The sequence below is a fragment of the Allokutzneria sp. A3M-2-11 16 genome, assembly GCF_024213555.1.
Lineage (GTDB): Bacteria > Actinomycetota > Actinomycetes > Mycobacteriales > Pseudonocardiaceae > Allokutzneria.
Genome location: NZ_JANAVO010000001.1, coordinates 2758728 through 2770986 on the forward strand (window position 1 = coordinate 2758728; position 12259 = coordinate 2770986).

Annotated in this window: 14 protein-coding genes; 2 read left to right on the forward strand and 12 right to left on the reverse strand. The window is 66.0% G+C overall.

The genetic code is table 11. The features are described 5' to 3' along the window. The gene (locus tag NLX83_RS13785) at positions 1-1425 is read right to left on the reverse strand and encodes a phage portal protein (protein ID WP_308209326.1); all 1425 of its coding nucleotides are present in this window, start codon (positions 1423-1425) and stop codon (positions 1-3) included. Between the two features lie 53 nt (positions 1426-1478). On the opposite strand from NLX83_RS13785, the gene NLX83_RS13790 reads away from it, so the two are divergent. Beyond that, the gene (locus NLX83_RS13790; RefSeq protein WP_254235219.1) at positions 1479-2105 is read left to right on the forward strand and encodes a hypothetical protein; all 627 of its coding nucleotides are present in this window, start codon (positions 1479-1481) and stop codon (positions 2103-2105) included. On the opposite strand, the gene NLX83_RS13795 is transcribed toward NLX83_RS13790, so the two are convergent. The 4 genes from NLX83_RS13795 to NLX83_RS13810 all read right to left on the reverse strand — a co-directional run bounded on the left by NLX83_RS13795 (position 2095) and on the right by NLX83_RS13810 (position 5814). Next, the gene (locus tag NLX83_RS13795) at positions 2095-3708 is read right to left on the reverse strand and encodes a terminase large subunit (RefSeq protein ID WP_254235220.1); all 1614 of its coding nucleotides are present in this window, start codon (positions 3706-3708) and stop codon (positions 2095-2097) included. The two genes, NLX83_RS13790 and NLX83_RS13795, sit on opposite strands and share 11 nt — an antisense overlap. Before the next feature lie 37 nt (positions 3709-3745). Continuing rightward, positions 3746-4201 (reverse strand): phage terminase small subunit P27 family, encoded by a 456-nt coding sequence (locus NLX83_RS13800; RefSeq protein ID WP_254235221.1) that lies wholly within the window; start codon positions 4199-4201, stop codon positions 3746-3748. Between the two features lie 124 nt (positions 4202-4325). After that, complete coding sequence (locus NLX83_RS13805; protein ID WP_254235222.1) at positions 4326-5114, reverse strand: hypothetical protein; 789 nt, start codon at positions 5112-5114, stop codon at positions 4326-4328. Next, on the reverse strand, positions 5092-5814 hold the full coding sequence (locus NLX83_RS13810; protein ID WP_254235223.1) for a hypothetical protein: 723 nt from the start codon (positions 5812-5814) through the stop codon (positions 5092-5094). The genes NLX83_RS13805 and NLX83_RS13810 overlap by 23 nt, the downstream gene beginning before the upstream one ends. 67 nt (positions 5815-5881) lie before the next feature. Here NLX83_RS13810 and NLX83_RS13815 point away from each other — a divergent pair, with 67 nt between their 5' ends. Further along, positions 5882-6112: a hypothetical protein gene (locus tag NLX83_RS13815; protein WP_254235224.1), complete on the forward strand. Its 231-nt coding sequence runs from the start codon at positions 5882-5884 to the stop codon at positions 6110-6112. A gap of 638 nt (positions 6113-6750) precedes the next feature. On the opposite strand, the gene NLX83_RS13820 is transcribed toward NLX83_RS13815, so the two are convergent. From NLX83_RS13820 to NLX83_RS13850, 7 genes are all read right to left on the reverse strand, one after another. Continuing rightward, positions 6751-7935 (reverse strand): DUF932 domain-containing protein, encoded by a 1185-nt coding sequence (locus NLX83_RS13820; protein WP_254235225.1) that lies wholly within the window; start codon positions 7933-7935, stop codon positions 6751-6753. Between the two features lie 389 nt (positions 7936-8324). Next, positions 8325-8675 carry a hypothetical protein gene (locus NLX83_RS13825; protein ID WP_254235226.1) on the reverse strand — a complete coding sequence of 117 codons (351 nt, stop codon included), beginning with the start codon at positions 8673-8675 and terminating at the stop codon, positions 8325-8327. Positions 8676-8776: 101 nt separating this feature from the next. Continuing rightward, positions 8777-9121, reverse strand: a complete 345-nt coding sequence (locus tag NLX83_RS13830) for a hypothetical protein (protein WP_254235227.1) — start codon at positions 9119-9121, stop codon at positions 8777-8779. A gap of 442 nt (positions 9122-9563) precedes the next feature. Further along, positions 9564-10271 carry a DUF7341 domain-containing protein gene (locus NLX83_RS13835; RefSeq protein WP_254235228.1) on the reverse strand — a complete coding sequence of 236 codons (708 nt, stop codon included), beginning with the start codon at positions 10269-10271 and terminating at the stop codon, positions 9564-9566. Further along, complete coding sequence (locus tag NLX83_RS13840) at positions 10268-10756, reverse strand: RusA family crossover junction endodeoxyribonuclease (RefSeq protein WP_254235229.1); 489 nt, start codon at positions 10754-10756, stop codon at positions 10268-10270. The genes NLX83_RS13835 and NLX83_RS13840 overlap by 4 nt, the downstream gene beginning before the upstream one ends. After that, the gene (locus NLX83_RS13845) at positions 10753-11580 is read right to left on the reverse strand and encodes a hypothetical protein (protein ID WP_254235230.1); all 828 of its coding nucleotides are present in this window, start codon (positions 11578-11580) and stop codon (positions 10753-10755) included. Before NLX83_RS13845 ends, NLX83_RS13840 begins: the two co-directional genes overlap by 4 nt. 130 nt (positions 11581-11710) lie before the next feature. Next, a complete protein-coding gene (locus NLX83_RS13850) occupies positions 11711-12106 on the reverse strand; it encodes a hypothetical protein (RefSeq protein ID WP_254235231.1) in 396 nt (131 codons plus the stop codon). Positions 12107-12259: the final 153 nt, after the last annotated feature.

Consider the following 12259-nt stretch of genomic DNA (forward strand, 5'->3'; position numbering starts at 1 on the left):
CTACGCGCCCTCGGCGAACTCGTCCTCATCACCGGCGGGCGCCTCCGGCTCAAGGAACTTCGGCCCGAACGCGGACGCCGGATCAGCCGCGCGCGTGTACGCTTCGGCGTCCTCGGCCTCCATGTCCGCAATCTGACCGGGCGAGTAGCCCAGCTCCCGCCGCGCGGCCCGGCGAGGCAACAACCGGTCCGCCGCGTGCAGCTTGACCACCGCGTCGGCCTTCGCCGCGAACGTCGGCGTTGCCGGGTCGGCCCACATCGTTTCCATCTGGTACGCCTGCGGCGGAACTACGCCGTCGCGCACGAGCAGCACTAGGCGCATCACCTGCTCCCACGCGTTTTCCAACGCCAGCTGCTTGTCCTGACACCGCATGATCAACCGCTCACGGCTCGACCGGATCGCATCCGCCGAAGCAGGGTTTGCCGTCAGCTCACCCAGAAACTCCGGTGGCAGCGCGGCGATTCCGGCGACCAGGCGGGCGAACAACCCGATGGCATCGATGAAGTTCGTCAAGCTGGCTTCAGGGAACTGTCCGACCGCAACGCCGTCTTCCTTCGGGCTCTTCTCACTCGCCCACAGGACACCGGCCACCGCTTCCCACGGCGTGAGCGGCCTGCCGTCCGCGTCGGTGAAGTCCTCCTTGGTGAACCCCAACGCGTACCTACGCGGCGAAGCGTGAAACTCCGCGCTCACCATCATGTCCGTAGCCAGCTTGCACACCGCATCCGCCAACGGGATCACCGAACGGATCTCCGAGACACCCAGCGGCTTGCCCTTGCGGAACGTCCGCGGCCGGTTCAACAACGGCACCACCGGCACCACGCCAAGCTCGTGGACGTCCTCCTGGACCACTTCCCACGTCGCGCCGTCCGCCGCCCGCAAGGTCACTGTGCGGTCAGGGAGGTACAGGGTCGCCCACTGGACCTGTTCCGTACCAACGGAATCAGCGTCGTCCGTCCACCGCTTCACCGCCGCGCGAAGCTTCCGCGTGCGCGGGTCAACCTCGTGGAAGACCTGCAATGGGCTTTCGACCGTCACCAGCGGCAGTGACGGATCGGCCTCGTTCGAGCCGACGATCACATACGCGCGCCCCATCACGAGTGCGTCTACGGTTGCCTGTTGTGACAACAGGTCCAGGTCGTTGGCCTGCCACACGCGCCACAGCTGATCGTCACGCTTGTCCTGGCCACCGATACGAAAGCCCAGCACCCGTAGCCGAGCAACAAGGCTGTCGATCACCAGCTCCGGCCAGTTCACGATGACCTGACGCACTCGATCTGCGAGCTTGTCTTTCAGCGCTGGGTGCATGTACGACAGCTGCTGTGCGCCCTCGAAGTGCTGGTCGAAGTGTTCCAGATGGGCAATCTCGGCGTCATGGCGCTGAGTCAGGCGGGTAACCCATTCACGCTGCGACAGATTGGCGATCCTTCTACCTCCTTGCGGTGAGGGGGTACGACGAAGCGCGCTAGAATTTGTTCATGTCAGTAGCGCAAGGGGCTTCCTCTACAACGCCAACCTGGCTCACGCTTGTCGTTGCAATCCTAGGAATCCTAGGTGTTGTCGCGGGGCAGCTCGTGAATTCCTGGCGCGAAAGTCGCCGATGGAAGCGAGAGCAAGAAAGGGAGGATCTGAGGTGGAGTAGAGAGGCTGAGAAGGCTAGCCGGGAACGCGAGTATGACTTGCGGAAGCATTGGAGCGAGAAACGGCTGGATGCATATGGGGATCTGCTTGCAGTCTTAGATACATGGGAGGGTCTGGCGTATACCTTTAAAGTCGGCTCTAGGGCGGAGGTGTATATTAAGAAGTTTGAGGATGCCGAGCCGGTAATGGAAGAGTGCAGTAAGCGATCCGGGGAGCTTGCGCAACGTGTCGGACTGCTTGGGTCGGAAGAGATTCAGCCGCTTGTTCTGGAGGCTAGAATTTCCCTTGACGCCTGCTTGGACATGCTGGTGTTGCGTTCCTTTATGCCCGATGACCACGCTGTCTACACCGAGAACATTCTGAAGTATTCTGTCAAGGTAGATAAAGTCGAGTCGGCGATGATCAAGCTGCGCGAGGCTTTGCGAAAGGACTTGGGAATCACTTATACCGTCGCTACCCCATAACAAGCATTCCCCTGGACTTCTTGGGCTTTGTTCCGCGTAGTGACCATCCCAATAGTGCCATGGCAGCCGTGGGGACTGCGTCGATGCGGACAGCGGTCTTGTTCCGTTCAGGTTTCGCTGGTCTAAGCAGGTCTGGATCTCCGGCCGGGTGGATCACTTCGACTGAGTCGAAACAGTACGCGGCAACAGGGTTTCTGTGATGTGACCATGACGCCGCTTTGGTGCGGGCCATGATTTCGGTCATGCCGGGTGTCATTCCTCGGTAGGTCTGCGCGACGGGGTAGAGCGGTGCGCCGATGGTCTTCTGGACTTGGGCGCGGACGGGTTCGCCGGACCATTCGTCGTAGGAGACGTCGACGATGCGGAGGAGTGCGGCGTCCTCAGCGAGGTCGGAGTAGACGCGTTCGTAGTCGATCACGTCGCCTTCGGTGACGTGCAGCCATCCTTGCTCGGCCCATCGAGAGAACTTGCCTTCGGTGCGTTCATCGAGAAAGGCCAGTCCGGCTTCGGGGAGCCAGAAGCGCCACAGCAGGGAGGGCACGCCGTCGATGCCGTCTGGGATGACGGTGCACCACGCGGTGAGGTCGAGCTTGGACGCGAGGTCGAGTCCGGCCCAGGCGGTGCGCCCGCGGTGAAGTTCTCGGAGCTGGCCGGGCGTGTGGCCGGTGGTGCCGGTGCAACGCTGGTAGAGGTGCATGGGCATCCACCGGTGCGCTTGCTGCACCCACTGGTTGCAGCGGTACTGCCGCCACGAGTTCTCCTTCGACGGGTCGTTCTTGGCCTCCAGTGCTTCTTCGCGAAGCGATTGGATGGACAGGAAGTCGCCGAGGGCGGGGTTGGCGAGGTGCCACAGTTCCTCGTCGAACGGGTCCGCGTCCTGGGGTAGGGCGCGGACGTAGGCGAAGCGGTGCGGTGCGCGGTCGGGGTCCTCGGCGATGCGCACGAACTCGTCGTGTTCGGTGCGCGCGAAGGCCGAGGCGCTGTCTCCGGCAGTGGTCGCGGCAATCATCAGCGGTTCGGCGCGGGTGCCCATGCCGGTGCGCAGCGCGTCCCAGAGCCGTCCGTCCGGCTGGGTCAGGACCTCATCGAAGATGACGCCGGAGGGGTTGTGGCCGAGGTTGCCGGAGGCGTCGGCTGCGATGACTTCGTAGTACGAGCCGGTCTTCGGGTCGATGATGCGCTTGATGTGGTCCTTGATGATCAGCCGCTTCGAGAGGATCGGCGAGAGCTGGACCATCCTCCGCGCTACGTCGAAGACCTTCGCGGCTTGTTCCTTATCCTTGGCTGCGCCGTAGATTTCCGCGCCTTCGACGCCGTCGCCGACGAGCAGGTACAGCGCGGCGAAGGCGAGAAGTTCGGACTTGCCGTTCTTCCGGGCAACCTCGATCCACGCGATGCGGTACCGCCGGATGTAGCCCTGCCACTCCGTCGACCACACAACGCGACCGAACAGCGGATAGACGATGTCCTCACGCTGCCAGGTAGAGAGCACGAACGGCGTGCGCGCCCACCGGTCCTTGGTGTGGCAGCAGAGTTCTTCGGCGAACAGCCGCGCATGCTCGGCCCGGGGCAGGCAGAAGTGGTCCCCGCGCTCGTCACACACGAGGTCATCGAGCGTGCGGCCGCAGACCGGTGGCCGATCAGGAGAGGAGTCGTCCAGCGCCCTTGGTGTCATCGGCGACCACCTCGGCCTTGACCGCCTGCCGGTCGCTGGGCGTCAGCCCGAACCTCGCCGCGTAGGCGAGGAAGGTCCGCTCGGCCTCGGCCTGGATCTGCAACGCCGGGTTCTTCACCAACCCACCCGCGCCCTGCACGAGCAGGTGCGAGCCGTTGACCAACGCGGTGGCGTTCTTGTAGCGGGCCAGGGCTTCCACGAGCACGGTGAACGCGTCGCAGTCCCAGACGGTGAGCACGCCCTTGGCGATCAGCCCGGGGGCGAGCCGGTCCCACACAGCGCGGGCGTCCGCGGACAACCAGTCCGGCGGTTGAATGGTCGCGGGTGGTGGGACCGGCTCGTCGGTGTTGATTCGGTCGGGGCGATCACCGTGGAGGACGCGTAGGGCTGTGGGTTTCGAGGCGGGTCCCCGCTTGCCCAAGGTGATCACCTCCGACCGAGTCGGTTAGCGCTTGACCTGGCTGCCGCCGGAGTTGCCGCCGCTGGAGCTGGCGGCCTGGCGGCTGAAGGTCCTGCGGATGCGGGCAAGGCCGCGTGCGACCGCGTTACGCATCGCTGTTCACCTCCTTCCCGTGCTCGGTGCCAGGAAGCGGGATGTCTAGCGTGGTGGCGAGGCCGTGGCCGTCGAGGTACTTGTCCCCGAGGTGGGTTAGCCCGGCGCGCTGGAGGAAGCAGTCCTTGTCGGCGCGCAACCGGAACACCACGCCAAACCAGAGCCAGCTGTCGGTGATCTGGCGCGGACGGTCGCGGCGTGCTTTGGCCGCGCGGAACGCGTCGGCAAGCGTGTCCAGCTCGGCGCGGGCGTCGACAGCGAGGTCACCGGTGTAGGACACGCTGGCGAGTGGATCGGGCACCGGCTCGGCGTTGAGCGCGGCCAGCACATCCTCAGCCGACAACCCGCCGCCCGGAGCGGCGAGGGCTTGCAGCTGCGCGAGCGGGTCCAGCTCGGCGACCGGCTCGGCCTCGTCCGCGGTGATGGTGATCCCCAGCTCGGCCGCCAGGCGGTAGCCGTCCACCCACCGGCCATCGATCGCATCGACGTTCAGCGCGGACAGCACCGCATCCCGGGCGGCCTCGGTCCAGAAGCACACCGCGAACCAGTACTCCGAATCCGTGGCGGCAAGGTAGCGCTCGGCTTCGCGGCGAGCGCGTTCCCGGAAGCCCTTCGCCGTCTCGTCCAGCTCCTCTTCGTCTTCGTCGCGACGACGCCGCGGGGACGGCCGGTCGGCGGTCAGCGCGGCGAGCAGGTCAACCGGCTCGGACGGCGCAGCACCGGCCGGGGTCATGCCTTGCAGGCGGGCGAGCAGATCGTCAGGCGGCGGCGAGGTGGTCACGGATCATCTCCACTTCGGCCATCGGGAACCACGACAAGATCAGCTCGTAGTCGTCCGGGCAGTGCTGCTTGAGCGGTTCGAGGAACCGCCGGTCCAATCCGTCGAAGCTGCGCCCGAACAGCTCGTAGTCGATCGGCAGCGGACACCCGTGGTGGGCAAGGGCTTCACGAACATGCCGCACGCGCCAGTCCCACACGATCGAGATCTTCCGAACCTCATCGCGCCGCGGTCCGGCGGTGGTCATGGCCATGCGACGGTTCGGGCTGTCGGCCGCGCGGACGCCATCGCAGTTCCACGCGCCCGGGATGCCGAGGTGCGCACGGATCAGCTCGGCGACCTCTTCGTAAGTGGGCTCGGGCATCCCGGCGGCCTCGATCACGGCCAGGTGCTCCGGCGACTGGAACGTGAAGTGCGCCAACCACCTCAGCATCGCCGGGTGCGGGTAGCGGTGAATCTCGGTGTCGAAGAACTCCTCGAACGCGGCGAGGGATTCCTCCACGAACCGCAGGCCGGGGACGTGGTAGAGGAAGTACGGCTTGACCTCGATCCCGTGGTCCCGCAGGAAAAGCCAACTCGCGAGGCTGTCCTTGCCTCGGCTGAACCCGAGCATGACCGGCGCGTTCTCGTCGGCGAGTTGGGCAACCAGTTCCAGTGACGACGGCTGGCCGTCGATCGTCACCAGGTCCGTGGGGTGATACATCCGGCCTCCTCGAAAACCGTTGGTGCGAACTGAGTTCGCGCCCGCGAACCCGGGTTAGCATCGGTGGGTGGACGACATCACCCGGGCCGAGAGGGAGCGCGCCGACCTTCTCGCCGAGATCACGCAGGCAGCCGAGCAGGAACAGGCGTGGGGTCAGCGCAAGAATGCGCTGATGCTCAAGGGAAAAGCCGTGCGGCTCTCGGATCGGGAGATGGCGGCAGCGGCGGGGATGTCGGGGCGCGGCGTCGGCAAGCTGATCAAGCGGGAGCGGCGCAAGCCCGGCTCAGCCGACGTGTGATCGGCGGTTCCGGAAACTTGTCCGCACCCGGGTGGGCCTCAGTGGCGGGTTCCCTGCCGTGCGGCCTCGGGGGCACCCCCCTGGGGTGCCAGACCGGTGAAGCGGGCACGGCTCCGGCCGGTACCGGAAGAACGGCGGAGCGGCCCGGAAAGGGCTCTGAGAACGGCTCTCACGGGCTGTTCCACCCTCCCCTGGTCCTGGTGTCCCGGGCGGTGGCACGGCTATGGCAGGAGGCGCACAAGCCACGGCCACGGCGGGGGTTGTGCGGGTCTTTCCCTTGGGCTACAAGCTCTCTGCGGGTCGACGGCCAGTGATCGGCCACGGTGGACGGACGGGGGCAGGCACGGCCGGTGTGGTGCGGACACTCGGTGAGGTCACAGCGGCACATCGGATCACGCGCCAGTACCCGGACACGGAAGCGGTAGCGGTGGGCACCGGCATAACCCCTTTCGCCCACCGAGCCGCGCGAGCGGTCGGCCCGGCTGCGGCAGCTCGGGCAGCGACCGCCGGACGCGGTCACCTCCGGACATCCCACGGCGGTGCACGGTCGAGGGGCACGCGTCGGCATCGGCCACTTCCTTGGGCAACGGGTCAGGGGGACCGGCCAGGTGGCCGGTCCCCCTGCGGAGGGAAAGCGGTTATGCCGTCAAGGTCTTCCATGCCTTCTCGGACACGTTCTTGCCCTCCCCGAACAAGGCGGACAGGGCAGCCTGCTCTACGGGGTTTTCCAGCACACTGCCCACGGCGGTCAGGTGCTCGGTCCACACCTGCACCGCCTGCCAGGCGGCCCATCTGGTGTTCTTGATCGGAGCAAAAGCCTTGTGGTTGCCCTCGAACAGCCCAGTCAGCAAGCCCCGCTTGCGGTACCAGTCGGTCTTGAGCTTGTCATTGCTCGGCTGCTTCCAAAGGTGGTCGAACAGCGTCTCGAACTCACCAGTGGTGAACTCAGCCTGGAGCATGGCGGTAGTCATGTGCTCGAACTCCGCGAAGTACGCGGTGGCGGCTGTCAGTGCCTCACTTGCTTCGGTCGGTCCATCGGCACCATCGGCCCGGAGCGTGAAGCCGTTCGGCGCATGCAGGATGGCCCGCTGCGTGGTCGGGACCGCCGTGCGGACCGGCATGAACAGCACCCGGCTCGGCTGACCGGCGACGAGGCTGTTCACCAGGACGATCCGCAGCTCGACCTCATCGACCCCGCCGACCTTGATCGCATCCGGCATCCGGAAGCTGGCGAACTGCTCGCCAGGCCCGTCCAGCAGCCCAGCGGCGTGCCAGCGACCGGGTTTGCCGGTGGCCTTCACCATGTCCGACAACACGGTGATCCGCTGCTCGATCGTGACGAACTTGCGGTTCTGCCGGGTGATCGGAGTTCCGAGCGGAATCCACTCGGCACCGGTGCTGTCATGGCGGTAGAGCAGCTGCCAGACCCCCGGCACGGCCACGGGAATACTCGTGTCGTCCTCGACCACAGTCCGGATGCCGCTCTCGTCCGGGTCAATCAAGGCGATCTGACAGTCCGCCGCGTGCCTTTCACCCACGGGTTTCTGACACTCGGAACAGTGCCCAGTGGTCGGCATGGCCACCATGGGCACCTGCTGCATGTCCCAGCCGGTCAACCCAGCCTTGGTGATCAGGTCCTTTCCGGTCTTGCTGCCATTGACCCGGGTGGCCAGAGTGCTCAGAGCATCGGTCACTTTCGGGATGGTGACGGCCTTCTTGCCCTTGGAAGCCTCAGCGGGGGTCTTCTCTGCGGAAGCGGCTTTCGGAGCTTCCTTGGCCTTCTGAGGCTTCGGAGTTGCGGTTGTGGTCGGCTTCTCAGCCATGCGGGTTCCCATCCTCAGGGCATGCAAAGACCTGGTGGCCTCTGCGGCGGTTTCTGTTGGCAGAACCCACATTACTAATACCCATCGCGATGGCAAGCGCATTGCAAAAGAAGACGTGAAATACTCCGTGTGAGTGAACGCGTGTCCCTGTTGCTCTTTAGTTAAGGGGGCGCAGGGAAAGAGAAAGGGCCTCGACTGATGTCGAGGCCCTTTCTGTCCTTACTTGATTCATGTGCCAACAGAAACCAAGAGGACTACGCCAGTGTGCCGCAGGCCCGGCGCAGCTGTCGACCAGGCTCTGCCTGTCGCCGACCGGCAACGTGCCCGGCGCGCAGGGAAAAGCCCTGCGGCAACCGGGGAAGCGGAAGCCGCAGGGCTCAAGGGCGAGGTCAGATTGAGGTCACTCTGCACCACAAGGCATGGAAGTCCCGCTCATGCAGGTACGGAGCGATCTTGGACTTCCAGTCCCAGAACGCCGCGATGCCGTCCTCGGTCAGCCGGTACGGGGCGCTGATCATCCAGCCCCGGGCGCGTAGCTCCCACAGGGCAACGGAGAGGTTGGCGCGGTTGGTGATGTCGATCAGGTCGAGCAGCATCAGGTACAACGCCTGCATCAGATCGGCGTCCCGGCGCAGCTCCTCGAACAACTGTTGCCGGTGGCTTTCACGGAACGCGCGCGCGATGCGGTACGCCTCGAACGCGCGCTCGACCTTGCGTCGCTGAGCGCTAGGGTGGATCACGTCTTGTCCTTTCGGAGGCTCGTGCAGACCTGCTCCGGAAGGGCGGACACGCCCCGGCGCACTGTTAGTGGCAGTCGCCGGGGCACCTGTATCCGCCCTGGCTAGCGGGGAATCGGCACCATCGGACATCCGGGGTGCTCCGGGAGCGCGGTCACCGGCGCGGCGTGCCGGGGCAACATCGCCGTCTGACTCGGCGTCAGGATGTGGATGCCGCACACGAGGAACCGGACGTCCGTGGGGCGAACGTCGCTCGCTGAGCCGCGCGGGGTGGACCAGTTGAACTTCGCGAGAGCGTCAGCGAACAAGCTCCGCGCGGATGTCAGATATCCCGGGTCGGCCTCCTCGGCGCGCAGCAGGCCGCCTACGGTCAGCTGCACGTGATTACCGGGGAACAAGCTCAACGAGTAGGACAGGTCGCCGAACGCGCTCTTCAGATCGTGGAGCATGCACCGAGCCAGCTCTCCGAGGGTGTCCACATGCTGGGTGGACGAACAGCGCGAGCCGAATTCTCTATAGGTACGCGGGTCGTCAAAAGTGATCTGAGTGCTTCTCAAGCCATTCAGAAACATCAACGCAGACCTTTCGGGATCTCTTTCGGGACAGTGTTAGTGGCACTGCCCTGAAATTGGACACCCTCATATTGCCTCAGTGGAAACATTCCCACAAGAAAGACAATGGCTACCTGGTCAATATCCCTCAAATTGAGCAATGGAGACTGGGCAAAGTCGAGACTTGCACTCGTGGACGACCCGGATTGGCCCGGAGTTGCGCCGACGCGGCCTGTTCCTAAAAGAGGAACCCCCGCGCTCCGGGGGGCTGGGCGCGGGGGCTGACTGTGGATACACCTCTGGTAAGCGAGACCAGTATCAGGCGCTTATGAGGAGCGTGTCAAGCGATTCCGTAATTATCGCCCTGGCCTGCGATGTTCCTTTTTGGGGAAACAAGGCCGAGGGTTTCGAGTCCTTGCTGATCCAGGGTGTTGAACATCAGCGCCGCGGTGTCCAGAGACCAGCTGCTTGCGCATCCGGCGCACGTGACGAGCGACTTGTCCGGGTCGATCGCGACCGCGTCGCGGCGGACGAAGTCGGCTTCCTCGTCCGACCACGCCTGCACGAAGCGCGTCTGGCAGTTCGGGCAGGCCAGCCGCAGCGGGTACCGGCGCGGCGGGTCGAGCACCGCACGCGCCTGCTCCACCCACTTCATCGCGCGGTCGGCGGCGTAGGCGAGGTAGTCGGCATCCTGAAGCCGCCACTCCTCGGCCCAGCCCGCCCACTGCCGCACCTGGCGCAGCAACGTCGGCGCGGCCTGCTCGGCGAGCGCGGCCAAGGCCAACTTCAGCTCCGTCTCGATCTCGGCGAGCAGCGACAGCGCGTTGAGGCTCGCGGGCGGGGCCGAGCCGGTCGCGTGGCCGCCGGTGTTCTCCATCCCGGGGATGACCGCTTCGGCGAGCTGGTCGAGCAGGCACGGACCGACGGCCGCGGTAATGGTGCCGTTGTCGCGGACCAAGCGCGCGGTGACGGGCTGGGTGAGCTGGTCGACGGCGACCCCCAGGGCGAGCAGGTCGACCAGCGAGTCACGGACGGGTGCGAGAGTCACTGCGTAATCTCCTTGCGGAGCGGGGAAAGCAGGGCGATTTCGATCAGCGCTCCGGGATGGGCGAGCGCGTCGGGCAGGCTGTACGGCGAGCCCAGCGGGTAGGTCTCGCGCACGTTGAGGCTCACCACCTGTCCGTCATCGGCGATCACCTGAGCGTCGGTCAGACCGTCCAATGTGGACCGCGCGAGCTTGTCGATGTCCGGCCGCACCGAGGGCGCCCAGCGATCGCCGGGCAGCCGGTCGGGCGCGGGCATGGTGAACACGATCCGCACTTCGACCGCCAGCCGCGCGGAGGCGAACCCCCGAGCTCCGCAAGCGGCAGCCTTCACAGCGGCGCGCCATGCTTTCACAGCGGCAGCAGCCGACTCGACCACGACGATCCGAGAGCCGGAGCGGAAGGCGCTCTTGCTGCCCTGCGGCGCGGGCAATCCCTCGACGACAAAGCTGATTTCTTTGGTACGGAAGGGAAGCACGATCGCCGTCACTGGGCGGCTCCTACGGTCACGCCCTGGTGCTTACAGTGCCGTGCCGGTTCGAGCGGCACGCCGAAGCCGTCGAGCACCCAGCCCTCACCTCGGCAGTCCGAGCAGCGTTGACTGCGCTGTTCGGCGGCTGCTCGTTCCTCGCGACAGCGAGCTTCAGCGGCTACTCGGGCATCCCGGCAGCCGACACACGCCGGGCCGGGATCGTCGGCTGGCAGTGCCGCGTGCCGGGGGCAGCGTGCCCGCGGGGAGCTCGGCGGAGCCGGGTGCGGTGTGCGTGGTCGGGCGGACGGCGGACCGGTCCGGTGCCCGCTGCGCGGCTCGGCCCGGCGTCCTGGCCGCTCTTGGGCGCGCTCGCGCGTCTCCCACCCCCTAGTTCCTTCTCCTACTTCCCCCTCCCCCTCCGGCAGTGCGGACGCAGTGCGTCCGCACTGGGCCTGTTCGCTGTGGACAACTGGGGTGTTGTCCACAGGCGTGTGGATGTGCTCTGGGGATGGTGGGGCGGGGCAGCGCGGCTTGTTCGGCCGGTTCGGGTGCTGGTGCTCGGTCCAGTTGGTGACGACGAAGTACCGCTTGCCGTCGACCTCGTACCGCTGGATGCGTCCAGCGGTGGCAAGCATGTCGAGGTCCTCGGCGACGTTCTCGACTGTGACATCGTCATCGAGCGGGTACAGCTCGGCATGGATGAGCCGGGCGTGTTCGCGGGCGCGTCCGTGGTCGTCGGCGTAGGTCCACAGGCCGATCCACGTCATTCGGGCGCGCAGCGGCAGCACGGCGACCGCGTCGGACTTGAAGAAGCTTGGCTTGATCGAGCGAATGCGGGACACAGTTTCCCTTGGTAGGCAGGCGAATTCACCGCTCTGCCGACGAAGGCATGAGCGGATGGTCTTTGCGTGGGCGCGCGGAAGCGGCCTCGCGCACTGGTTCACGGCCAGCGGCGAGGCAGCGTCTGCGGAATCAGTCGGTGGCCCGGCTGGGCGCGTGGTAGCGGTAAACCCGTTGCAGCTTGCCGCCGTTCCCGCTGCGCTTGGCCGTGCACTGCACGTAGTGGCCGGTCACGCTGAGAACGCGGGCCAAGGCCAAGCGGCGGATGACGCTGCCGACCAGCGGAGGATGAACTCCGTCAAGCCAGGGCCGCAGGCTGTTCGCCGTGACCGTGCCGCGATTCGCGCGTGAGGCATGCACGATCGCCGCCACGATGCGAGCAACCTGACTAGCGTTCTGCGCTGTGGTGGTCAGCAGCTCCATCACGGCCTGGATCTGCTCGCCGACGGTCAACGGCTTCGCTGAGGCATCCGGCGATTCGCCGTGCTCGAAGGGCAACGGGTCCTGGATCGGAATCGGAAACGTCACGATCCCACCTGCCCACGCTGCTGACGAAGGTGATTCTGTGATCCCGCGCGAGTGCGCCGGACCCCCCTTATTGCGTGCGTCACCGCACGTCCTTTCTCCCGCATTGCCATGATGCGCGCCGACTCCTCGCCCCCCGGCGAGCGCGCTGATGCG

What these genes read in the sequence shown, in the direction of transcription:
- NLX83_RS13790 (WP_254235219.1), top strand. Translation starts at nt 1,479, where the DNA reads ATGTCAGTAGCGCAAGGGGCTTCCTCTACAACGCCAACCTGGCTCACG.
- NLX83_RS13810 (WP_254235223.1), bottom strand. Translation starts at nt 5,814, where the DNA reads ATGTATCACCCCACGGACCTGGTGACGATCGACGGCCAGCCGTCGTCA.
- NLX83_RS13820 (WP_254235225.1), bottom strand. Translation starts at nt 7,935, where the DNA reads ATGGCTGAGAAGCCGACCACAACCGCAACTCCGAAGCCTCAGAAGGCC.
- NLX83_RS13830 (WP_254235227.1), bottom strand. Translation starts at nt 9,121, where the DNA reads ATGCTCCACGATCTGAAGAGCGCGTTCGGCGACCTGTCCTACTCGTTG.